Annotated in this window: 20 protein-coding genes; 11 read left to right on the forward strand and 9 right to left on the reverse strand. The window is 66.2% G+C overall.

Features of this window, described 5'->3' with window-relative positions; all coding sequences use genetic code 11:
* Positions 1 to 159: 159 nt before the first annotated feature.
* The 3 genes from fecA to NMG10_RS13300 all read right to left on the reverse strand — a co-directional run bounded on the left by fecA (position 160) and on the right by NMG10_RS13300 (position 4253).
* Positions 160 to 2469, reverse strand: a complete 2310-nt coding sequence (fecA, locus tag NMG10_RS13290; protein ID WP_254464506.1) for a TonB-dependent Fe(3+) dicitrate receptor FecA — start codon at positions 2467 to 2469, stop codon at positions 160 to 162.
* A gap of 148 nt (positions 2470 to 2617) precedes the next feature.
* Entirely contained in the window at positions 2618 to 3544 is a 927-nt protein-coding gene (locus NMG10_RS13295) for a FecR domain-containing protein (protein ID WP_254464507.1), read from the reverse strand.
* Positions 3545 to 3758: 214 nt separating this feature from the next.
* On the reverse strand, positions 3759 to 4253 hold the full coding sequence (locus tag NMG10_RS13300) for a sigma-70 family RNA polymerase sigma factor (RefSeq protein ID WP_232855701.1): 495 nt from the start codon (positions 4251 to 4253) through the stop codon (positions 3759 to 3761).
* A gap of 179 nt (positions 4254 to 4432) precedes the next feature.
* On the opposite strand from NMG10_RS13300, the gene NMG10_RS13305 reads away from it, so the two are divergent.
* From NMG10_RS13305 to NMG10_RS13330, 6 genes are all read left to right on the forward strand, one after another.
* Positions 4433 to 4738 carry a DUF3649 domain-containing protein gene (locus tag NMG10_RS13305; protein ID WP_186712930.1) on the forward strand — a complete coding sequence of 102 codons (306 nt, stop codon included), beginning with the start codon at positions 4433 to 4435 and terminating at the stop codon, positions 4736 to 4738.
* The gene (locus tag NMG10_RS13310) at positions 4735 to 6297 is read left to right on the forward strand and encodes a PepSY domain-containing protein (RefSeq protein ID WP_254464508.1); all 1563 of its coding nucleotides are present in this window, start codon (positions 4735 to 4737) and stop codon (positions 6295 to 6297) included. The genes NMG10_RS13305 and NMG10_RS13310 overlap by 4 nt, the downstream gene beginning before the upstream one ends.
* On the forward strand, positions 6297 to 6623 hold the full coding sequence (locus NMG10_RS13315) for a DUF3325 domain-containing protein (RefSeq protein ID WP_254464509.1): 327 nt from the start codon (positions 6297 to 6299) through the stop codon (positions 6621 to 6623). The genes NMG10_RS13310 and NMG10_RS13315 overlap by 1 nt, the downstream gene beginning before the upstream one ends.
* 4 nt (positions 6624 to 6627) lie before the next feature.
* Positions 6628 to 7179 (forward strand): RNA polymerase sigma factor, encoded by a 552-nt coding sequence (locus NMG10_RS13320; RefSeq protein ID WP_244670957.1) that lies wholly within the window; start codon positions 6628 to 6630, stop codon positions 7177 to 7179.
* On the forward strand, positions 7176 to 8147 hold the full coding sequence (locus tag NMG10_RS13325; RefSeq protein ID WP_254464510.1) for a FecR family protein: 972 nt from the start codon (positions 7176 to 7178) through the stop codon (positions 8145 to 8147). Before NMG10_RS13320 ends, NMG10_RS13325 begins: the two co-directional genes overlap by 4 nt.
* Positions 8148 to 8327: 180 nt before the next feature.
* Positions 8328 to 10730 carry a TonB-dependent receptor gene (locus tag NMG10_RS13330; protein ID WP_254464511.1) on the forward strand — a complete coding sequence of 801 codons (2403 nt, stop codon included), beginning with the start codon at positions 8328 to 8330 and terminating at the stop codon, positions 10728 to 10730.
* Between the two features lie 114 nt (positions 10731 to 10844).
* On the opposite strand, the gene NMG10_RS13335 is transcribed toward NMG10_RS13330, so the two are convergent.
* On the reverse strand, positions 10845 to 11720 hold the full coding sequence (locus NMG10_RS13335; RefSeq protein ID WP_254464512.1) for a helix-turn-helix domain-containing protein: 876 nt from the start codon (positions 11718 to 11720) through the stop codon (positions 10845 to 10847).
* Positions 11721 to 11942: 222 nt separating this feature from the next.
* Here NMG10_RS13335 and NMG10_RS13340 point away from each other — a divergent pair, with 222 nt between their 5' ends.
* A complete protein-coding gene (locus NMG10_RS13340; protein ID WP_203650618.1) occupies positions 11943 to 12845 on the forward strand; it encodes a DMT family transporter in 903 nt (300 codons plus the stop codon).
* Between the two features lie 112 nt (positions 12846 to 12957).
* On the opposite strand, the gene NMG10_RS13345 is transcribed toward NMG10_RS13340, so the two are convergent.
* Positions 12958 to 13932 carry a D-glycerate dehydrogenase gene (locus tag NMG10_RS13345; protein ID WP_254464513.1) on the reverse strand — a complete coding sequence of 325 codons (975 nt, stop codon included), beginning with the start codon at positions 13930 to 13932 and terminating at the stop codon, positions 12958 to 12960.
* A 225-nt stretch (positions 13933 to 14157) separates the two neighbouring features.
* Positions 14158 to 15105: a LysR family transcriptional regulator gene (locus NMG10_RS13350; RefSeq protein WP_028689548.1), complete on the reverse strand. Its 948-nt coding sequence runs from the start codon at positions 15103 to 15105 to the stop codon at positions 14158 to 14160.
* Between the two features lie 180 nt (positions 15106 to 15285).
* Here NMG10_RS13350 and NMG10_RS13355 point away from each other — a divergent pair, with 180 nt between their 5' ends.
* Genes NMG10_RS13355 through NMG10_RS13370 form a run of 4 tightly spaced genes read left to right on the forward strand, consistent with a single transcriptional unit; the run spans position 15286 to position 20047 of the window.
* Positions 15286 to 16812 (forward strand): efflux transporter outer membrane subunit, encoded by a 1527-nt coding sequence (locus tag NMG10_RS13355; RefSeq protein WP_254464514.1) that lies wholly within the window; start codon positions 15286 to 15288, stop codon positions 16810 to 16812.
* Entirely contained in the window at positions 16809 to 18986 is a 2178-nt protein-coding gene (locus tag NMG10_RS13360; protein WP_254464515.1) for an FUSC family protein, read from the forward strand. The genes NMG10_RS13355 and NMG10_RS13360 overlap by 4 nt, the downstream gene beginning before the upstream one ends.
* Positions 18976 to 19176 carry a DUF1656 domain-containing protein gene (locus NMG10_RS13365; RefSeq protein ID WP_028689551.1) on the forward strand — a complete coding sequence of 67 codons (201 nt, stop codon included), beginning with the start codon at positions 18976 to 18978 and terminating at the stop codon, positions 19174 to 19176. The genes NMG10_RS13360 and NMG10_RS13365 overlap by 11 nt, the downstream gene beginning before the upstream one ends.
* Positions 19177 to 19186: 10 nt before the next feature.
* Complete coding sequence (locus tag NMG10_RS13370; protein WP_254464516.1) at positions 19187 to 20047, forward strand: HlyD family secretion protein; 861 nt, start codon at positions 19187 to 19189, stop codon at positions 20045 to 20047.
* Positions 20048 to 20091: 44 nt separating this feature from the next.
* On the opposite strand, the gene NMG10_RS13375 is transcribed toward NMG10_RS13370, so the two are convergent.
* From NMG10_RS13375 to NMG10_RS13385, 3 genes are all read right to left on the reverse strand, one after another.
* Positions 20092 to 20589, reverse strand: a complete 498-nt coding sequence (locus NMG10_RS13375; protein ID WP_203650632.1) for a type II toxin-antitoxin system YhaV family toxin — start codon at positions 20587 to 20589, stop codon at positions 20092 to 20094.
* A complete protein-coding gene (locus NMG10_RS13380) occupies positions 20586 to 20912 on the reverse strand; it encodes a type II toxin-antitoxin system PrlF family antitoxin (protein WP_050704328.1) in 327 nt (108 codons plus the stop codon). Before NMG10_RS13380 ends, NMG10_RS13375 begins: the two co-directional genes overlap by 4 nt.
* 87 nt (positions 20913 to 20999) lie before the next feature.
* Positions 21000 to 21446 (reverse strand): universal stress protein, encoded by a 447-nt coding sequence (locus NMG10_RS13385; RefSeq protein WP_234561619.1) that lies wholly within the window; start codon positions 21444 to 21446, stop codon positions 21000 to 21002.
* Positions 21447 to 21448: the final 2 nt, after the last annotated feature.

Genomic DNA, 21448 nt, shown 5'->3' on the forward strand with positions numbered 1-21448 from the left:
GCGCGCCGCGCCCCCCCCCCCCCCCCCCCCCCCCCCCCCCCCCCCCCCCCCCCCCCCCCCCCCCCCCCCCCCCCCCCCCCCCCCCCCGCTGCTCCAGTCAAATCACAGAATTATGTTTTGTTCCATGAGAGCGGCGTCATATACCTCTGCCCTAGGCCGTCAGAACGCTACCGACGTCTGCACATACAGCGTCCGCGGCTCACCCACGTACTTGCCCTTGTTGTTGTCGTCGAACGAGCGGGTGTAGTACTCGCGGTTGAACAGGTTCTTCACTCCCACCGCCACCTTCAGGTTCGAAAGCGCAGGGCCGAAGTCATAGCCGGCGCGGGTGCTGACCAGCATGTAGCCAGGGATGCGCCCGGTGCTGCCGTCGGCGCTCTCGCCGCCGGTGTTGGCGTTGTCGGCGTACTGGCTGCTCTGGAAGCTGCTGTCCAGGTTCAACTGCCACGGGCCTTCGGTGAAGCCGATCCCCAGCGTGCCCTTGTGGCGGGAAGAGAACGGTACCTGGTTGCCCTTGTTCGGGCCGTCCTCGCGGATGGTGGCATCGACGAAGGCGTAGCCGGCGTGCACGTCGAAACCGGCCAGGGCCGGGCTCAGGCCGTCGAGGGCGTAGCGCACGCTGGTTTCGATGCCCTGGTGACGGGTTTCGCCACGGGCGATCACCGAGTCGTTGGTCTGGTTGCTTTCGTACTGGTTATCGAAATTGATCAGGAATGCGCCGATCTCGGCCTGCAGGTCGCCATTGTCGTAGCGAGTGCCGACTTCCCAGGTGCGCGCCTTCTCCGGTTTCACCTCGCCGCTGCTGACCCGGTTGGGCATCTGGCTGTACTGCACGCTGCCGAACGAGCCTTCGGTGTTGGCGTAGAGGTTCCAGTTGTCAGTGAGGTGGTACATCACGTTCAGTGCCGGCAGGGCGGTGTTGTAGCTGCCCTGGTACTGCTGGCCATTGAGCTTGTTGCTCTGCTCGGAGTCGATCATCTCGTAGCGGATGCCCGGGGTGATGGTCCAGCGGCCGATGTCGATGCGGTCGTCCAGGTAGATGGCGTGGGCTTCGGTGCTGCCGCGGGTGTCACGGTCGTTGCGGCTGGCGGTGGTCGGCAGGGCGCCGTTGACCGGCTCGCGGTAGCGCAGTTCATGCCCGGCCTCGTTGACGTAGCGGTAGCCGATACCCAGCTCGTGCCAGCTGTCGCCCAGGGCCACGCCCTGCGAGAAGCGGGTCTCGATACCGCGTACCCAGTACTCGCGTGGCGACAGCGAGACGAAGCTGCCCTGGTCGAGGTAGCCGCTGCGCAGGGTCTTGGTGAAGAAGCTGTTGACGCTGAACTGGCGGTCGTCCTGCTTGTAGTCGTAGCCCAGGTTGAACAGGGTGCGGCGGCCCCAGAACTTGTCCTTCAGGCGGGTCGACTGGTACGGGTCGGCGTCGAAGGCGGCAGTGCTCAGGCCACCGGGCATCTCGGCTTCACCCTCGTAGTACTGGGCCATGGCATGCAGGCTGTTGGCTTCGTCCAGTTGCAGCTTGCCCTTGAGCATCAGGTCGTCGATCTGCGTGTCGCTGTGTTCGCGCCAGTCGCTGCCGCGGGTGCCGGAGTAGAGCAGGGCGCCGCCCAGACCGTTGGCATTGGTGCCGCCGATCAACAGGTTGGCGCTGTTCTTCAGGCCATCCTGGCTGGACGAGGGGCTGATCTGGTTCTGCATCGCCGCCTTGAAGGTGGCTTCTTCAGGGATGGCGCGGGTGACGAAGTTGACGATGCCGCCGACGTTCTGCGGCCCGTAGCGCACCGCGCCGCCGCCGCGCACCACGTCCACGGCGTCCATGTTGCCCAGGCTGATCGGCGCCAGTGACAGCTGCGGCTGGCCGTAGGGGGCGAAGGGCACGGGGATGCCGTCCATCAGCACGGTGGAGCGCGAGGCCAGGCGCGGGTTCAGGCCACGGATGCCGAAGTTCAGCGCCAGGTCATGGCTACCGGTACCGTTGTTTTCCGGGGCGTTAACGCCGGGGATGCGGTTGAGCACTTCGCGGGCGCTGCTGGCACCGCTGCGTTCGAACTCCTCACGGCGCACCACGTCGCGGGCGCCGGCATGTTCGAAGACGTTGTCCTGGCGGGCCTCGGCCAGCCAGTCGCCGACCACGGTCGAGGCGCCCAGCTCGACCGGGGCGTTGCCGCCTATGGCCGGCAGCGGTTGCAGGCTGTAGGCGTTGTCGGTCTCCTGGCGCGCCTGCAGGCCGCTGTCGCGCAGCAGGGCATCGAGCCCCTGGCTGACCTCGTACTGGCCCTCCAGGCCCGGGCTGCTCAGGCCCTGGGTCAGGCCCGGGCTGAACGAGATCAGCGCGCCGCTTTCACGACCGAACTGGTTCAGGGCCTGTTCCAGTGTGCCGGGCGCGATGTGGTAGGCGCGGGGCTCGCCAGCCAGGGCGAGCGGGGCGGCGAGGATCAGGGCGTAGGCTAGGGGGCTGAGGCGCAGGGGCATGTGACGGAGGTCCTGTGACAAGGGGTTCTGTCTTCTCTGTCACGCGAGGTTTGGAAAATGGCTCAACTGATTTGAAATAATTTTGGGTTGGAGCCGATAATCGTGGGAGCGGGCTTGCCCCGCGATGGCCATGTCGGTTGCTTGCCTCTCAACCCGTTGACGCAGCCTCGAGCGACACCCAGTACCGGGTGAACCGCCGCACCTTTACCGGCAGTGTCACTTCCAGCATCTCCAGGATCTGCTCACTGTCTGCCAGCGGATACGATCCGGAAATCCGTAGATCGGCCACCCGCTCGCTGCATCCCAACTGCCCGAGTCGATACCGCGACAGCTCGGCGAGAAAGTCACCCAGGCGCATCTGCGACACCACCAGCATGCCCTCCACCCAGGCCGCCCGGTTAGGGTCCAGCGGTGCGATTGCCTGCCAGCCGCCTTGCGCGAAACGTGCCTGATGCCCGGCCAGCAGCGGTGTGCCGGCCACGCTGGCGCTGCCGCTGAACACCGATATCAGGCTGAAACCGTCGAACTGACGGACGTCGAAGCGTCCGCTGTGCAGATGCAGCTCGCCCTGGGCCGTGGCCAGGCGCAGTGGGCGTGGATCGTTGATCACCTCGAGCAGCAGTTCGCCTTCCTGCAGGCGCACCAGGCGTTGCCGGCCGTCGAAGCGCACATCGGCGGCGCTGCGGGTGTTCAGGTGCAACTGGCTGCCGTCGTCGAGGGTCAGGCGGCGGCGCTGGCCGACCGGGCTGCGGTAGTCGGCCATCAGTCCGGGCAGTGGATTGTGCGGGTGCAGGCCCAGCCCGGCGGCACTGGCCACCCCTGCCAGCAGCAGCGCCTTGAGGGCGCGGCGCCGGGCCGGCGAGGGAGGCGCCTGCAGGGTGGCGTGGACCACCGGGGCGGCGACGCCGCGCAGGCGCTGGTTGACCTGCTGGATATGGGCCCAGGCCCGCTGGTGTTCGCTGTCGGCCTGCAGCCAGCGCTCCAGGGCCTGGTGTTGGTCGAAATTGTCGCTCTGCGACTCGATCAGCCAGTGTACCGCCTGTTCGGCGATCTGCGAGGAAAAGGCAGCGTTCACAGGGGCAGCCCTTCCAAAGTGTTGAAAATTGGCGTCCGGTTTGGATTTGCCGGGGCCGCTGTGCGGCCCTTTCGCGGCGCAAGGCCGCTCCTACAGGTGACCGCGCCCCCTGTAGGAGCGGCCTTGTGCCGCGAAAGGGTCGCAAAGCGACCCCGGCAATCTTGAATTGGAGCGTTCATATCCAAAAAATCGCAAAAACCTCGAAAGGCAGGATTCACAAGGCGAAATAGCAGCGCAAGGCTGCCTTGTGCAGGTAGCGCTTGACCGTCGCCAGGGAAATGCCCAGCTCGCGGGCGATATCCCCCTGGCCCAGGCCATCGACCTGGGCCAGCAGGAAGGCACGCTTGACCAGCGGTGGCAGGCTATCGAGCAGGCGGTCGAGTTCGAGCAGGGTGTCGAGGATGATGGCTTTGTCTTCCTCGCTGGGGACCACCTGCTCGGGTAACTGGGCCAGGGCCTCGAGGTAGGCGCGCTCCAGCTCCTGGCGGCGGAAGTGATTGCACAGCACGCGCTTGGCCACGGTGGTGAGGAAGGCACGGGGTTCGATCAGCTGCGGTGCCTCGCGGGCCTGGAGCAGGCGCAGGTAGGTGTCCTGGGCCAGGTCGGCGGCACTCTGCGGGCAGCCCAGGCGTCGTCGCAGCCAGCCGGTCAGCCAACTGTGATGGGCGTGGTAAAGGCCTTCGACGGTGGAAGAGAGGGCACTGGACACCGATACGACTCCGGCGCCGCAAAGCGCAACTGGAAGTAAGAATTGTTCGCATTGTATTCATGCCACCGGTGTTCGGCAATCGCTGCCGACGCAAGGCATGCCTACCGCTGGCGCCGGCATGCTTTGCTTATGAGAATTGAAATCATTAGTATTGCAACCCCAATTCCCGGACCCTCGCCATGAAGAGCAAAGCCGCCGGCCTTCCCCTGAGCTACCGCCTGGCCGTGACCTCACGCAGCCTGGCCGCGTTGCTGGGCGGTTACCTGCTGGCGTCGATGGCCAGTGTCTGCATAACCCTGCTCGCGCCGATGACCCAGGCCGACGCGACGATGACCGGGATGATGCTGTCGTTCGTCTTCTACCTGATCGCCTTCATCTGGTGCTTCGCCTGCCGCAGTGCCTGGCGCGCCTGGTTGGGCGTGCTGCTGCCAAGCCTGGCCCTGGGGCTGATCAACGCGCTGGCCTACTGGATGAACCTGCCATGAAAGAAGGCTTCCGCCAGGCCATGGCCTGGCTGCATACCTGGACCGGCCTGATCTTCGGCTGGCTGCTGTTCGCCATCTTCCTTACCGGGACGCTGTCGTACTTCAAGGAAGAAATCAGCCACTGGACCCAGCCCGAGGTGCAGAGCCATCCGCTTGACCCGGTGAGCAGCCTCGGGCTGGCCCAGCGTTACCTGGAATCCAATGCCGGCCACGCCAGCACCTGGTTCATCCGCCTGCCCAGCGAGCGCGAGGCGGCGCTGAGCGTCAGCTGGCGCGACCCGAACGGCGGCGGGCGCCGCGGTTTCACCGACAAGGAACTCGACGCCCGCTCCGGCGAGGCGGTCGAGGCCCGTGACAGCCGTGGCGGCGAGTTCTTCTACCGCTTCCACTTCCAGCTGCAGATGCCCCACCCCTGGGGCCGCTGGCTGTCGACCTTCTGCGCCTTCATCATGCTGCTCGGGCTGGTCACCGGGATCATCACCCACAAGAAGATCTTCAAGGAGTTCTTCACCTTCCGCCCGGGCAAGGGCCAGCGTTCCTGGCTCGATGGCCACAACGCCATCGGCGTGCTAGTGCTGCCGTTCCACCTGATGATCAGCTACAGCAGCCTGGTGATCTTCATGTACATGGTCATGCCGGCCAGCATCCTGGCCAGCTACGGCGACAGCAGCGGCTATTTCAACGATGTGTTCGGCCGCGACGAAGTACCCAAGACGGCGGCTCAGGCCGCGCCGTTGGCACCACTGACCGAACTGTACGCCAAGGTCCAGGAACAGGCGCCGGGTGCACGCATGGGCTACATCCAGGTGCACAATCCCGGCGACCGCAACGCCCGGGTCACCTTCACCCGCGCCTCGGCCGACAGCGTCGCCTACCAGCGCAGCGCCATCTGGACCTTCGATGGCGTCAGTGGCGAACTGCTGCGACGTGGCGCGCCGGAAAGCGCGGCGATGACCACCTCCTTCACCTTCGTCGGCCTGCACATGGGCAATTTCGCCGGGCCCTGGCTGCGCTGGCTGTACTTCGTCTTCGGCGTGGCCGGCACGGCGGTGATCGGCACGGGGCTGGTGATGTGGCTGGGCAAGCGACAGCTCAAGCATGCCAAGAGCGAGCGCATGCCTGGCGAGCTGCGCCTGGTCGAAGTGCTGAACATCGCCAGCATGAGCGGCCTGTTGCTGGGCGTGGCGGCGTTCTTCTGGGCCAATCGCCTGCTGCCGCCGGCCATGGACGGGCGGGCCGACTGGGAGATAAACGCCTTCTTCCTGGCCTGGGGCGCGTCATTGCTCCACGCCATGCTACGCAGTGGACGCCGCGCCTGGGGTGAGCAACTGACCCTGGGGGCGCTGGCGTTCGCCGTGCTGCCGGTGCTCAACGCGCTGACCACCGACAAGGGGCTTGATCATTCCATCGCCGCGGGTGACTGGGCGATGGCAGGTTTCGACCTGACGGCGCTGGCCACCGGCCTGTTCCTGGCCTGGGCCGCCGGCAAGATGTTGCGTGCGCCCAAGCCGGTCGCCAAGCGTGCGCCACGCGCCGCCAAGACCGTGGAGGCGAGCTGATGCTGGGTGTCGCGCTGATGGGCTTCGCCGGTTTCGCCAGCCTGTGCCTGGCCATGGAAAAGCACTTCAACGACCTGCTCGGGCGCAAGCCTACGAGCCGGCAACTGCGAGCCCTGAAGGTCGGGGGCTGGGCGTTGTTGTTGCTGTCGTTGATCCTCGCCGTGCACGGGCGCGGCTGGGCCCTGGGCCTGGTGGAGTGGATCGCCGTGCTGATGGCCGGGGTGACGCTGTGGGTGTTCGGCCTGCCTTACCAGCCGCGCCTGCTGCTCGGCGCGGCGCTCGCCAGCCTGGTGCTCGGACCGCTGCTGGCCGTGTTGGCGGTCTAGGCCCTTGAGCGACTCCGAGGCTGGCGGTGGTCGGGCGCGCTTTCTCCAGGTGTTCCTGGCCCAGCGCGCACGCATGGAGGCGCTGGTCAGCCGGCGCGTCGGCTGCCGCGCCACGGCGTCGGACCTGGTCCAGGACCTGTTCCTGCGTTTCTGGCGGCGCCCCGAGGTGAAGGTCGAGGCGCTCGACACCTACCTGCTGCGCAGCGCCAGCAACCTGGCCATCGATTATCTGCGCAGCGAAGGCAGCCGCGACCGGGCCGCCGAAGGCCTGCACGACCCCGAGGAGCCGCAGGGCAGCCAGGCTCCCGAGCAGGCCCTGGAAGTTGACCACGACCTGCAGCGTATCGAGACGGCCCTGCGGGCATTGCCCGAGCGCACGCGGCAGATCTTCCTGCTCAACCGCATCCATGGCTGCACCTACGGTGAGATCGCCAAGGCCATGCAGTTGTCCCAGAGCGCGGTGGAAAAGCATATGATGCGCGCCCTCGAAGCGTGCAAGGCGAGCGTCGCCGAACCCGCGTCCTCACTGCGCCGGCCAGGGAGCGCCCGTCGATGAGTCTTGAACAGCCAATCACTGCTGCACAGTCCCAGGCCGCCCTGCGCTGGCTGGGGCGCATCCAGCAGCAGCCGGCGCAGGCCGAGGGCGCAGCGTTCAAGCGCTGGTTGCTGGAGAGCCCGGCCCATCGCCAGGCCTATGCCGAAGCCCAGGCGTTGTGGCGCCTGAGCGAGGCACCGGCGGCGCGGCTGGCAGTCGAGGAGCGAGAGGGCCTGCAACAGTACCTGGACGCCATGCGCCGACCCGCGCGCAAGAGGCCGTGGCGCGGCCTGGCGGTGGCAGCGTGTCTTGTGCTGGCGCTGGGATGCGCGGCGGGCTGGCAGCCGCAGTTCTGGCTGCAGGACCTGCGTGCCGACTACACCAGCGGCGCGCAGGTGCGGCAGGTGACCCTGGCCGATCATTCGCAGCTGACCCTGGATGCCGGCACAGCCGTGGCGGTGGATTTCGCCCAGGGCGAGCGGCGCGTGCGGTTGTTGCGCGGCGCCGCGTTCTTCGAGGTGACCCATACCGGCGAGCCGTTCCTGGTGGATGCCCAGGGCGGTGAAGTGCGGGTGCTGGGGACCCAGTTCGAGGTACGCGGGCAGGGCGATGGCGCCCAGGTCACCGTGCGCAGCGGCCGCGTGGCGGTGACAGCGGCCGAAGGGCAGGCGGCCCGCGAGCTGACCGCCAACCAGCAACTGGCCTATGCCGACGGTGTGGCTGGTGGGGTCGAGGCGGTAGACAGCGATAGCCGCCTGGCTTGGCGCCAGGGCTGGCTGAACTATTACCAGGTGCCGTTGGCGCAGGTGGTCGAGGACCTTGGGCGTTACTACCCCGGGCGGATCCTGTTGCTTGACGGTGAGCTGGGGCAGCGCAGGGTCAGTGGCAGTTTCCCGGTGGCGGAACCACTGTCCGCGCTGGATTCGCTGGGCAAGGTGATGGGTTTCTCGCGGCAGACGCTGCTGGGGCGGCTGACCGTCTTGCGTTGACCTGAGCCGACGCCATCGCGGGGGTTGCGCGGTCCCTGTAGGAGCGGGCTTGCCCCGCGAAGACGTCGGTGCAGCAAAAATTTTTCGATCAGGTGATGAGGTATCCCCCCACGGCATCCGTGTAGTGAGTGGAAGTGCGATTCATTCGCAAACGATCATCCCTCTCACAGGTCCGCGTCCATGAAGTTCACCCCGCGTTGCGTCCCGCTCTGGTTCGGCCTCTGCTCCCTGCCCGCTATCGCCATCGCGCCCCAGGCCCTGGCCGCGCAGCAGAGCCAGGTCTACAGCTTTGCCCAGCCAAGCCAGCCGCTGGCCCAGGCACTCAACGCCTTCAGCCGCGCCACCGGGCAGAGCGTGGTCTACACCCTGGTCCTGCCGGATGTGCAGGCCCCGGCGCTGAACGGCACCTTCGACGCCGACCAGGCGCTGCAGCAGTTGCTCGGCAACTCGGGCCTGGCCTGGCGCCGCCTCGACGCCCGCACCCTGACCCTGGAGCCGGTCGACAGCTCCGGCGCGCTGAACCTGCAGGCCACCACCATCAACTCGCAGCTGGACGACTACAGCTACCAGCCGCCAGCCAGCGCCTCGATCATGCGTGGCCAGGGCGCGACGCTGGACATCCCCCAGGCCGTCAACGTGGTCCCGGCCCAGGTGATCCGCGACCAGGCGCCGCGCAACCTGGACGATGCCCTGTACAACGTCAGCGGCATCACCCAGGGCAACAACTTCGGCGGTACCGCCGACACCGTGATGAAGCGCGGCTTCGGCGACAACCGCGACGGCTCGATCATGCGTGACGGCATGCCGATCGTGCAGGGCCGCGCCCTCAACGCCAGCACCGAGCGGGTCGAGGTGCTCAAGGGGCCGGCCTCGCTGCTGTATGGCATCCAGGACCCGGGTGGGGTGATCAACGTGGTCAGCAAGCGCCCGCAACTGCAGCAGTACAACGCCCTGACCCTGCGTGGCTCGACCTACGGCAGCGGCAAGAACGGCAGTGGCGGCGGCCTGGACAGCACCGGCGCGCTGGGCGACAGCAACCTGGCCTATCGCCTGATCGTCGATCACGAGGACGAGGACTACTGGCGCAACTACGGCGTGCACCGCGAGTCGCTGGTGGCGCCGTCGCTGGCCTGGTACGGCGAGGACACCCAGGTGGTACTGGCCTATGAGCACCGCGAGTTTCTCTACCCATTCGACCGTGGCACCGCCTTTGGCAGCGACGGCCACCCGTTGAACATTCCCGCCAGCCGTCGCCTCGACGAGCGGTTCAACGACATGGAGGGCCGGTCCGACCTGTACCGCCTGGAGGTCGACCATCGCCTGGCCGATGACTGGAAACTGCACTTCGGCTACAGCTTCAACCGCGAGACCTACGACGCCAGTCAGGTTCGCGTGACCGGCGTGGATGAAAGCAAGGGCACGCTGTCACGCAGCATCGACGGCACCCAGGGCGCCCTGAGCCGCGACCAGTTCGCCACCCTCAGCCTCAACGGCAGCGTTGAGCTGGCGGGCATGCGCCACGACCTGGTGGTCGGTGTCGACCATGAGGACCGCAAGGTCTACCGCGCCGACCTGATCCGCCAGAATAGCCGCTCGACCTTCAGCTACCTGAACCCGGTCTATGGCCGCGAAGTGGAAGGCACCAGCGTGCGCGCCAGCGACAGCGACCAGACCGACAAGCTGCGCACCGATTCGCTGTTCCTGCAGGACGCCTGGCACCTGGACGAGCACTGGATTCTGGTGGCCGGCGGGCGCTTTCAGCAGTACGACCAGTACGCCGGGCGCGGCCGGCCGTTCAACGTCAATACCGACACCAGCGACCAGACCTGGGTGCCCCATGCGGGCGTGGTGTACAAGGTCGATGACCAGCTGTCGTTGTATGCCAGCTACAGTGAGTCGTTCAAGCCCAACTCGACCATCGCCCCGCTGAGCATCGGCGGTGGCCGCACCCTGACCCTGGACTCAGGTATAGCGCCGGAGGAGGGCAAGTCCTGGGAAATCGGGGCCAAGCTCGATGTGCCGGGGGCGCTGACCGGTACGCTGGCGTTGTTCGACATCACCAAGCGCAACGTGCTGGTGGCCGATGGCGACACCCAGCCGGGCACCATTCTCTACAGCAACGCGGGCGAAGTGCGCTCACGCGGCGTCGAGCTGGACCTGACCGGCCAGCTCAGCGAGCGCTGGAGCCTGATCGGCGCCTACGCCTTCACCGACGCCGAGGTGACCAAGGACCCGCAGCTCAAGGGCAATCGCCTGCAGAATGTCGCCCGGCACAGTGGTTCGCTGTCGGCGGTGTATGACTATGGCAGCCTGTTCGGCGGCGATCGCCTGAGACTGGGGGCTGGTGCGCGTTATGTGGGGGAGCGTGCGGGGAACGCCACCAATGATTTCGACCTGCCGGCGTACACCGTGGCCGATGCCTTTGCCAGCTACGAAACGAAGTTGGACGAGCACAAGGTGCGCTTGCAGTTGAACGTGAAGAACCTGTTCGACAAGGTGTATTACAGCTCGGCGGTGAACCGGTATTTCGTCGCGGTGGGGGATGCTCGGCAGGTGAGCTTGTCGAGCACCTTGGAGTTCTAGATCGCCGGGACCGCTTTGCGGTCCTTTCGCGGCACGAGGCCGCTCCTACAAAGTACGCGGTCTCCTGTAGGAGCGGCCTCGTGCCGCGAAAGGGCCGCAACGCGGCCCCAGGATTCAACCGGCAAACGCCGCCCGATACGCCCCCGGCGTCGCCCCCAGCGCCTGGCGGAACCGGTTGCTGAAATGGCTGGCACTGGCAAACCCGCACAACAACGCCACCTCGCCCAGGGGCAACGTGCCCATGCGCAGCAACCGACACGCCCGCTGCAGCCGCCGGGCCAGCAGGTACTGATGCGGCGGCAAGCCGAAACTCGCCCGGAACATCCGCGCGAAGTGGTATTCGGACAGGTTGCAGCGCAGCGCCAGCTCCCCCAGGGTCAGCGGTTGGTCGAGGTTGGCCTCGATATAGTCCACCAGTTGCCGACGCTGGTGCGGTGCCAGTCCGCCCTTGAGTTTCAGCCCCTGGCGCAGGCCGACCTGGTTGAGCACGGCGTGGTCGATGATGTCGTGGGCCAGGCTGCTGGCCAGCAGGCGTTCGCCGGGCTCGGCCCAGTCCAGGCCGATCAGCTCGCGGAAGCGCCGGGCCTGTTGCGGGTCGTCGAGGAAGGTCGCCTCGCGTAGCTGCATCTCCCGCGGCTCGCGGTCCAGCAGGCGGGTGCAGCCAAGGGCGAACTGTTCCTCGCTGATATACAGGTGGGCCAGGCGAATCGTGCCGTTGATCACCCAGTTCGACTCGTGGCCGGCGGGCATCACGCACAGTTTGTCCGGTGCGCCGCGATCGCCAGGGCGCTGGCGACGGAAGGTGCCGGTGCCGTCGGCGATGTAGCACGACAGCGTGTGATGGCTGGGCGCCTGGTAGTCGCGGGCATCGTCGCGGTTGCTCCACAAGGCCGCCGCCAGCCCGTCGCCCAGTTGCGCGCTCAGCTCCAGCCTGGCGTGGGGCGAGGCGTTCAGGACGTTGAAGACCTGCAGGTGATCGAGTGGGGGCATGGGCGGTTCCTCTGCTGGCCATCGTACTGCGCCGGCACCGGGATGGCAGCTACCCGGGGAGGAAAAGCGCAAGTTTATGCAAGCGCCGAACAGCAATGGCGCAAGAAACTGGGCTCATGGGGTTTTCATCGCGGGGCAAGCCCGCTCCCATCGAGGTCGCATGCGCCCTGTGGGAGCGGGCTTGCCCCGCGATAGGCCTGATACCTGTCGAGGGAGTCCATCATGAACCTGTCGCTCTACCTGCTCACCGTCCTGATCTGGGGCACCACCTGGATTGCCTTGAAATGGCAGTTGGGCGAGGTCGCCATCCCGGTGTCGATCGTCTACCGCTTCGCCCTGGCCGGGCTCATCCTGTTCGCCTTCCTGCTGCTCACCCGCCGTCTGCAACCGATGAACCGACGTGGCCACCTGGTGTGCCTGGCCCAGGGGTTGTGCCTGTTCTGCGTCAACTTCATGTGCTTCCTCACTGCCAGCCAGTGGGTCGCCAGCGGCCTGATCGCCGTGGTGTTCTCCACCGCCACCTTGTGGAATGCCATCAATGCACGGATCTTCTTCGGCCAGAAGATCGCCGCCAATGTGCTCGGTGGCGGCGCCCTGGGTCTGCTCGGCCTGGGCCTGCTGTTCTGGCCGGAACTCTCGCACCACGCCGCCAGCCGCGAGACCTTGTACGGCCTGGGGCTGGGCCTGCTCGGCACGCTGTGCTTCTCGGCCGGCAACATGCTCTCCAGCGTGCAGCAGAAGGCCGGGCTCAAGCCGATGACCACCAATGCCTGGGGCATGCTCTATGGCGCCTCGATGCTGGCGGTGTACTGCCTGGCAAAGGGCATCCCCTTCGACATGGAGTGGAGCGCCCGCTACATCGGCTCGCTGTTGTACCTGGTGATCCCGGGTTCGGTGATCGCCTTTACCGCCTACCTGACCCTGGTCGGACGCATGGGGCCGGAGCGGGCAGCCTATTGCACGGTACTGTTCCCGCTGGTGGCGTTGAATGTGTCGGCATTCGCCGAGGGCTACCAATGGACGGCGCCGGCATTGCTGGGCCTGGTGGCGGTGATGGCGGGGAATGTGCTGGTGTTTCGCAAGCCGAAATCCAGGCCGGTCATAATGACGGCCATGGCCAAGTAGGGCGCTAATCTTCACTGTTTTCTTCGCGGGTAAACCCGCTCCCACACGGCTTGCACAGTCCCTGTGGGAGCGGGTTTACCCGCGAAGAGGCAGAACGGTTGGCAGCAACCTTTCAGTGTTTCCACACCTGCGGATTCACCAGATCTCGCGGCCGCTCACCCAGCAACGCCGCCCGCAGGTTGTCCAGCGCACGGTTGGCCATGGCCTCGCGGGTCTCGGCGGTGGCCGAGCCGATGTGCGGCAGGGTCAGGGCGTTGGGCAGTTTGAACAGCGGCGAGTCGGCGAGCGGCTCTTTCTCGTAAACATCCAGCCCGGCGCCGCGGATCGTGCCGTTCTGCAGCGCCTCGACCAGCGCCGCTTCGTCCACCACCGGCCCCCGGGCGATATTGACCAGAAATGCGCTGGGCTTCATCAACTGCAGTTCGCGGGCGCCAATCAGCTTGTGGGTGGCGTCGGACAGCGGCACCACCAGGCAGACGAAATCGGCTTCGCCCAGCAGGGCGTCCAGGCTGCGGAACTGCGCGCCCAGTTCCTGTTCCAGCGCGGTCTTGCGGCTGTTGCCGGTGTACAGCACCTGCATGTTGAAACCGAAGCGGCCACGACGGGCGATGGCCGCGCCGATGTTGCCCATGCCGACGATGCCCAGCTTCTTGCCGTGCACATCGCAGCCGAACTGCGCCGGGCCGACGGTGGCCTGCCAGTGGCCGGCCTTGGTCCAGGCATCCAGCTCGGCGGTGCGCCGGGCACAGCCCATGATCAGGGCGAAGCCCAGGTCGGCGGTGCTTTCGGTGAGCACGTCGGGGGTGTTGGTCAGGGCGATGCCGCGTTCGTTGAAGTAGTCCAGGTCGTAGTTGTCGTAGCCGACCGAGACGCTGGACACCACCTCCAGCTTGCCCGCGCCTTCGAGCTGCGCCCTGCCGAGCTTGCGGCCGACGCCGATCAGACCGTGGGCCTCGGGCAGGGCTTCGTTGAACTGGGCGCTGATGTCGCCGAGTTTCGGGTTCGGCACGATCACGTTGAAGTCTTGTTGCAGGCGTTCGGCCATGGCTGGCGTGATGCGGCTGAAGGCCAGGACGGTCTTTTTCATCGTGCTGCTTCTCTGCAAGGCGTGGGGTGGACTCGGGCAGAAGAGCGGGGCCGCTGTGCGGCCCTTTCGCGGCGCAAGGCCGCTCCTACAAGTGCCGGGTACCCCTGTAGGAGCGGCCTTGTGCCGCGATGGAGGGCGCAGCCCTCCCATGGCCCTGTCTGCCAGACACTGGAATCGATGGTTAGCAACCTACCATTGTCCCCACCCCCAATGCAGCCGCTTTTTTCAGTTGGCGATCAGCAGCTCATGAGTCTTCAGGTCGGCCTCATGGGCGGCAAGAATCTCCGGCAGCGAATTGCGCAGGTACTCGACCCAGGTCTTGATCTTGGCATCCAGGTACTGGCGCGACGGGTAGATCGCGTACAGGTTCAGCTCCTGCAGGCGATACTCCGGCATGATCCGCACCAGGCTGCCGTCGCGCAGGCCGTCGATGGCCGAATAGATCGGCAGCACGCCCACGCCCATGCCGCTGCGGATCGCAGTCTTCATAGCGTCCGCGGAGTTGACCTGGAACGGCGAGGTGGTGATGTTGACCATCTCCTGGCCTTCCGGGCCGTCGAACAGCCACTTCTCCAGCGGGATCACCGGGCTGACCATGCGCAGGCAGGCATGCTTGAGCAGGTCGGCCGGCTTGTGCGCACTGCCGTGGCGGGCCACGTACTCGGGCGAGGCGCAGACGATGCTGTAGGTGATGCCCAGGCGTTGCGAGACGAAGCCCGAGTCCGGCAGCTCGCTGGCCAGCACGATGGACACGTCGTAGCCCTCGTCCAGCAGGTCGGGCACGCGGTTGGCCATGGTCAGGTCGAAGGTCACGTCCGGGTGCGACTCGCGGTAGCGGGCGATGGCATCGACCACGAAGTGCTGGCCGACACCGGTCATCGAATGCACCTTCAACTGCCCGGCGGGGCGGGCGTGGGCGTCGCTGGCCTCGGCCTCGGCTTCTTCCACGTAGGTAAGAATCTGTTCGCAGCGCATCAGGTAGCGCTTGCCGGCCTCGGTCAGCGCGATGCGCCGGGTGGTGCGGTTGAGCAGGCGGGTTTGCAGATGGGCTTCCAGGTTGGAGACCGCCCGCGACACGTTCGCGGTGGTCGTATCCAGTTGCGCCGCGGCAGCGGTGAAGCTGCCGAGCTGGGCCACGCAACTGAAAGCACGCATGTTTTGCAAGGTGTCCATGGGTCACTCTCGGTTTAGAGGACAAAATTGTGACATGAAGTAACGGAGTTTTGCCTCCGACTAAAGCCGGATTATCGCTGTTTTGGTAACAAAGATTCGCAGGATTATGCGCTTATCGCCAGTGCGGGCGGCCCCTAGAATTGCCCGGCCCCTCCACCTCTTCCTCGGGAAATCGCAGCTGTGCCGCGTCGCCACATCAGAGCGCTCCATGCGTTCAGTGCCTGTGCCCTTTGTCTCACCTTGAGCGGCTGTATCGGAACCTGGGGCATCGCCCCGCAAAGCAAGACCCTCCAAGCCAACCAACTGACCACCGACGCCGCGATCCGCGAGGCCGCGCGCGACGCCCACTGGCCGGCCCAGCAATGGTGGCGCGTCTATGGCGACCCGCAGCTCGACGCCTGGATCGCCCAGGCCCTGGCCGGCAGCCCGAGCATGGCCATGGCCGCCGCCCGGGTGCGGGAAGCCAAGGCCATGGCCGGCGTGGTCGAGTCGGCGGAAAAACTGCAGGCCAATGGCAACGCCGCGCTCAAGCGTCACAACTGGCCCGAGGATCAGTTCTACGGCCCGGGCGCGTTGTCCGGCGCCAACACTTGGGACAACAACGCCGCCATCGGCTTCAGCTACGCCCTGGACCTGTGGGGCCGCGAGCGCAATGCCAGCGAGCAGGCCGTGGACCAGGCGCACATGAGCGTCGCCGAGGCGCGCCAGGCCCAGCTGGAACTGGAGAACAACGTGGTGCGCGCCTATATCCAGCTCAGCCTGCATTACGCCCGGCGCGATATCGTCCAGGCGGAGCTTGCGCAGCAGGAGCAGATCGTCGCCCTGGCCAAGCGCCGCCTGGACGGCGGCATCGGCACCCATTTCGAGGTCAGCCAGGCCGAGGCGCCGCTGCCGGAAACCCACCGCCAGATCGACAGCCTCAACGAAGAAATCGCCCTGACTCGTAACCAGCTGGCCGCCCTGGCCGGCAAGGGGCCAGGGGAGGGCGCACAGCTGCAACGCCCGACCCTGACCCTCGGCGCGCCGCTGAAACTGCCGTCGAACCTGCCCGCCGAACTGGTCGGCCAGCGCCCGGACGTGGTTGCCAGCCGCTGGCAGGTGGCGGCCCAGGCCCGTGGCATCGACGTGGCCCACGCCGGTTTCTTCCCCAACGTCGACCTGGTCGGCGGCCTTGGCTTCATGGCCACCGGCGGCGGCCCGCTGGAGTTCCTCACCGGGCGCAAGTTCAACTACAACGTGGGGCCGGCCATCAGCCTGCCGATCTTCGATGGCGGCCGCCTGCGCTCGCAGCTGGGCGTGGCCTCGGCCGGCTATGACGTGGCCGTGGCACGCTACAACCAGACGGTGATCGGCGCGCTGAAAAACATTTCAGACCAGCTGATCCGCCGCGAGTCGATGAAGGAGCAGGCGCACTTCGCCGCCGAAAGCGTGGCCGCCGCGCAGAAGACCTACGACATCGCCACCGTCGCCTTCCAGCGTGGCCTGACCGATTACCTCAACGTGCTCAACGCCCAGACCCTGCTGTTCCGCCAGCAGCAGGTGCAGCAGCAGGTGCAGGCCGCGCGCCTGACCGCCCACGCCGAGCTGGTCACCGCCCTGGGCGGCGGCCTGGAGGCGGGCAAGGATGTCCCTGAGCAAGAGCGCCAGGCTGCACCGAAAACGCCGGCCACCCTGGCCATCTTCGACCAGCCGGACCACGCCGAATGAGCACATCGAGCTTGCCCCTGCGCTGGCTGCGGAGCCTGGAATGGCGCCGGGGGTTCTTCGCCTGGGCGCGCACCGACGGGGTCACCTGGGTCTACATCTTCAAGGTGCTGGCCGCCGCGTTCATCACCCTGTGGCTGGCCATGCGCCTGGAACTGCCGCAGCCGCGCACGGCGATGATCACCGTGTTCATCGTCATGCAGCCGCAGAGCGGCCATGTGTTCGCCAAGAGCTTCTACCGGGTGCTCGGCACCCTGGCCGGCTCGGCGATGATGGTCGCGTTGATGGCAATCTTTCCGCAGAACACCGAGCTGTTCCTGCCCAGCCTGGCGCTGTGGGTCGGCCTGTGCTCGGCGGGTGCCATGCGCTACCGCACCTTCCGCGCCTATGGTTTCGTGCTGGCCGGTTACACGGCGGCGATGATCGGCCTGCCGGTGCTGCAACACCCTGACCAGGCGTTCATGGCAGCAGTGTGGCGGGTGCTGGAGATCGCCCTGGGGATTCTCGTCTCGACCTTCGTCAGTGCCGCGATCCTGCCGCAGTCGGCCAGTGCCGCCATGCGCAACGGCCTGTACCAGCGTTTCGGCGTGTTCGCCGGGGTGGTGGTCGAGGCCCTGCGCGGCGACAGCCAGCGCGACCGCTTCGAGACCAGCAACGTGCGCTTTGTCGCCGAGGCGGTGGGCCTGGAGAGCCTGCGCAACGTCACCGCCTTCGAGGACCCGCACATGCGCCGGCGCTCCGGCCGCCTGGTGCGGATGAACAGTGAGTTCATGGCCATCACCACGCGCTTCAACGCCCTGCACCGGTTGCTCGAACGCCTGCGCGCCCGTGGCCCGTTGCAAATCGTCAGCGCCATCGAGCCCGGCCTGGACACCCTGGCCGAGCTGCTGCAGCCCTATGTCGGTCGGGCTCTGACTGACGCTGATGCCTTGCGCCTGGCACTGGAGCTGGGCACCTACAAGGAAGGCCTGCAGGCTCAGGTGCGTGGCCTGCGCGCCGAGTACCTGGAGACCAACCCCAGCGAGTCCGACCTGCTCGACTTCCATACCGCCTTCGAGCTGCTCTACCGCTTCGTCGACGAGATGTACAGCTACGCCGAGACCCACGCCTCGCTGGCCGTGCACAAGCACGAGCGCGAGCAGTGGGACGAGCCCTACGTGGCCCAGACCAGCTGGCTGGTATCACTGGCGGCCGGCGTGCGCGCCTCGGCGGTGCTGCTGTTGCTGGGCAGCTACTGGCTGCTCAGCGACTGGCCCAGCGGCGCCATGATGACCCTGATCGCCACGGTCACCGTGGGCCTGTCGGCGGCCTCGCCGAACCCCAAGCGCATGTCGTTCCAGATGGCCTGCGGGACGGCGATCGGCGCGTTCATCGGGTTCTTCGAGACGTTCTTCGTGTTCCCCTGGATCGACGGTTTCCCGCTGCTGTGCATGGTGCTGGCGCCGGTGTTCGTGCTCGGCGCGTTCCTCGCCTCGCGCCCGGCCTATGCCGGTTACGGTCTGGGCCTGCTGGTGTTCTTCGCCATCGGTTCGGTGCCGAACAACCTGACTGTTTATAACCCCTACACCTTCATCAACGACTACATCGGCATGGTCATCGGCATGTTCGTCTGCGCCGCGGCCGGGGCGATCATCCTGCCGCCCAACAGCCGCTGGCTGTGGAGCCGCCTGGAGCAGGAGCTGCGCGAGCAGGTGCTGTTCGCCATCGGTGGGCGCCTGCGCGGGTTGGGCTCGGCGTTCGAGAGCCGCACCCGCGACCTGCTGCACCAGGCCTATGGCCTGGCAGCCGGCAAGCCGCAGGTGCAGAGCGAGCTGATGGGCTGGATGTTCACCGTGCTGGAGATCGGCCACGCCATCATCGAGCTGCGCAAGGAGCAGGATCGCGCGCCGATCCACCCGGCCTACGCCGAGTCGCAGCCCTGGCGCCAGGCCATCCGCGTGATGGGCCGGGCCCTGGCGCGGCTGTTCCTGCAACCCAGCGCCAGCAACCACGAGCGCGCGCTGGTGGCGGTGGACCATGCGATCAGCCGCGTGCAGGCCACCGACGAACCCTTCGCCCGGCACTTCGACACCTCGGTGCTGCGCCGGGCGCAGAGCTACCTGCACTTCATACGTTCCTCCCTGCTCGACCCACAGTCGCCGCTGGCACCGGCGAAAGGAATGCACCATGCCCCGTGAGATCGCCTTCCATGGCGTGTACATGCCCACCATGACCTTGATGTTCCTGTTCGCCCTGGGCCTGGCCTGGGGGCTGGACCGGTTCATCGCAAGCGTTGATGGCTATCGCTTCTTCTGGCACCCGGCGCTGCTGCGCCTGTCGCTGTTCGTCTGCCTGTTCGGCGCCCTGGCGCTGTCGCTCTACTGGTGAGAATCCTGCAATGAAAAAGTTCTTCAGCCTGATCGCCACCCTGCTGGTGCTGGTCGCTGCCGTGGCGATCGGCCGTCAGCTGTGGCTGCACTACATGACCACGCCGTGGACCCGTGACGGCCGGGTGCGCGCCGACATCATCAACGTCGCCGCCGATGTGCCGGGCTATGTGGTGGACGTGCCGGTCAAGGACAACCAGCGAGTGAAGAAGGGCGATGTGCTGATCCGCATCGATGCCGAGCACTACCAGTTGGCGGTGGACCAGGCCAAGGCACTGGTGGCCTCGCGCAAGGCCACCTGGGAGATGCGCAAGGTGAATGCCAAGCGCCGTGCCGATCTGGACAACCTGGTGATCTCGAAAGAGAACCGCGACGACGCCAGCAACATCGCCGACTCGGCACTGGCCGACTACCAGCACGCCCAGGCCCAGCTGGCGGCCGCCGAGCTGAACCTCAAGCGCACGCAGATCGTCGCCACCGTCGATGGCTACGTGACCAACCTGAACATCCACAAGGGCGACTACGCCCGCACCGGCGAGGCGGTGATGGCGGTGGTGGATGAGCAGTCGTTCTGGGTGTACGGCTTTTTCGAGGAGACCAAGTTGCCCCATGTGAAGGTGGGCGATGTGGCCGAGCTGCAGATGATGAGCGGCGAGCGGATCAAGGGGCATGTGGAGAGCATCGCCCGGGGCATCTACGACCGCGACAACCCGCAGAGTCGTGAGCTGATCGCCGATGTGAACCCAACCTTCAACTGGGTGCGCCTGGCGCAGCGGGTGCCGGTGCGGATCCATATCGATGAAGTGCCGGAAGGATTCCTGCTGGCGGCTGGGACGACCTGTACGGTGGTGGTTAAACCGAGCGAGGAATGATCCGGTTCTTGCGCTGACGCCGTTGATGGATTGGTGGGCAGGTGTCAGCGCTTGAGGGTGGCGTTGAATCGAGCTGTTGCCGCGGTCGCTTCCTGCAACAGTTGGTCCCAGTCATCAGGAGGGTGTCCGCTGCCCAGCATGCGACGGAACACTCTGTAGGCATCGTCACTGCTTTCGTAAGCGTGTTTGCTGTCGTCATCGTTCACCCACGCCAACACGATGATCTTGCTGGAGGCGTGATAGCGATAAAACAAGCGGTATTGCTGGAAGAACTTTGCACGAAACCAGTGCTTGTGTTCCGCGCCCAGTGTGCCGCCCATTCGATGGTCAGCGTTGCCAGGCGCCTGGGCAATGACGTCGAAGGCCAAGCGTCTGACGGCCTTCAATCGTTTTGCCGCATTTTTCTTTACGTAGCCGACCGGATCCTTCTTCTGAAGCACTTCGACTTCATCGATGAGTGCCTCCAGTTTGTCGAGAAAGAGGGGGTGGGCGAACACGCTCCAGCCATGCACGCAAAGAGGTTTGCGCCTCGTTTCAGTCATTCATCATCCGCCGAGAGAGGTTGATCGAGATCGATTTCAACGTCGCCCACCAGTGCATCCAGGCGAGCGACGAGCTCTGCATCGACAACCTTCAATCGTTGCGGATTCGTGGCGATATCCCGGGCCAGGAAATCCAGGAACTGCCCCACGGCGGGGTCTTCCTCGGCTGTCTCTGCGCGGGTCAGTATTACCGCTCCGTCAGGGCGGATCGAGTAGTGAATCTTGTCACGTTTTTTCAGGCCCAAGGCACGGCGAACGGTTTCGGGGACCGTCGTCTGGTAGCGCTCGGTCAGGGTCGACTCGGCTTCGAAGGTAGTGGCCATGATCGTAGGTCCGCGAGGGGTAATATCGATCAAGGTAATGCGAGTGCATTACCTGGTGTGTCCTGCCTGATCAACGGCTTTCCTGGCTCAAGCGGCCCCAACCAGCACTGGGACTTGTACCCGGTCGATCACCTTGGCACTGATTGACGGATCCAGCAGCCTTCCGACCCGCGACAGGTGGCGGTGGCCAATGATGATCAGCTCGCATTCAAGCTCTCGGGCCTTGGTGATGATCGCCTCCACCGGCTGGCCGGCCACCATGCAGCCCAGGCTGTCGAACCCGGCTTCGCGCAGGGTGCCCACGGCGCTGTTCACGGCGTGCTCGGCCAATTGCTGTTCGTCGCAGGCGGCGGGGTATTCCTCCAGCTCTTCTTCGGTGTAGGCCGTACGGTGGTCGTGCACGGCAAAGGTAGAGTCGATGGCCAGCAGCACGTGCAGGGTGTGTTCGTCAGGGCGGCAGTAGCGACGGGCGAGGTCGAGCAGGGCGTGGCTGGCGGGGGAGGCGTCGATGGCAATCAGGACCGGGCGGGGCATGG

Origin of the sequence: Pseudomonas sp. DVZ6 (genome assembly GCF_024259445.1) — a bacterium.
In the GTDB taxonomy this organism is placed as follows: domain Bacteria; phylum Pseudomonadota; class Gammaproteobacteria; order Pseudomonadales; family Pseudomonadaceae; genus Aquipseudomonas; species Aquipseudomonas peradeniyensis.

Excerpts from the sequence above, each read along its gene's own strand:
- NMG10_RS13370 (WP_254464516.1), top strand. The coding sequence starts at position 19,187 with ATGAAAAAGTTCTTCAGCCTGATCGCCACCCTGCTGGTGCTGGTCGCT.
- NMG10_RS13330 (WP_254464511.1), top strand. The coding sequence starts at position 8,328 with ATGAAGTTCACCCCGCGTTGCGTCCCGCTCTGGTTCGGCCTCTGCTCC.
- NMG10_RS13380 (WP_050704328.1), bottom strand. The coding sequence starts at position 20,912 with ATGGCCACTACCTTCGAAGCCGAGTCGACCCTGACCGAGCGCTACCAG.
- NMG10_RS13350 (WP_028689548.1), bottom strand. The coding sequence starts at position 15,105 with ATGGACACCTTGCAAAACATGCGTGCTTTCAGTTGCGTGGCCCAGCTC.
- fecA (WP_254464506.1), bottom strand. The coding sequence starts at position 2,469 with ATGCCCCTGCGCCTCAGCCCCCTAGCCTACGCCCTGATCCTCGCCGCC.
- NMG10_RS13360 (WP_254464515.1), top strand. The coding sequence starts at position 16,809 with ATGAGCACATCGAGCTTGCCCCTGCGCTGGCTGCGGAGCCTGGAATGG.
- NMG10_RS13365 (WP_028689551.1), top strand. The coding sequence starts at position 18,976 with ATGCCCCGTGAGATCGCCTTCCATGGCGTGTACATGCCCACCATGACC.
- NMG10_RS13385 (WP_234561619.1), bottom strand. The coding sequence starts at position 21,446 with ATGCCCCGCCCGGTCCTGATTGCCATCGACGCCTCCCCCGCCAGCCAC.
- NMG10_RS13335 (WP_254464512.1), bottom strand. The coding sequence starts at position 11,720 with ATGCCCCCACTCGATCACCTGCAGGTCTTCAACGTCCTGAACGCCTCG.
- NMG10_RS13305 (WP_186712930.1), top strand. The coding sequence starts at position 4,433 with ATGAAGAGCAAAGCCGCCGGCCTTCCCCTGAGCTACCGCCTGGCCGTG.
- NMG10_RS13315 (WP_254464509.1), top strand. The coding sequence starts at position 6,297 with ATGCTGGGTGTCGCGCTGATGGGCTTCGCCGGTTTCGCCAGCCTGTGC.
- NMG10_RS13310 (WP_254464508.1), top strand. The coding sequence starts at position 4,735 with ATGAAAGAAGGCTTCCGCCAGGCCATGGCCTGGCTGCATACCTGGACC.
- NMG10_RS13325 (WP_254464510.1), top strand. The coding sequence starts at position 7,176 with ATGAGTCTTGAACAGCCAATCACTGCTGCACAGTCCCAGGCCGCCCTG.
- NMG10_RS13340 (WP_203650618.1), top strand. The coding sequence starts at position 11,943 with ATGAACCTGTCGCTCTACCTGCTCACCGTCCTGATCTGGGGCACCACC.
- NMG10_RS13345 (WP_254464513.1), bottom strand. The coding sequence starts at position 13,932 with ATGAAAAAGACCGTCCTGGCCTTCAGCCGCATCACGCCAGCCATGGCC.
- NMG10_RS13375 (WP_203650632.1), bottom strand. The coding sequence starts at position 20,589 with ATGACTGAAACGAGGCGCAAACCTCTTTGCGTGCATGGCTGGAGCGTG.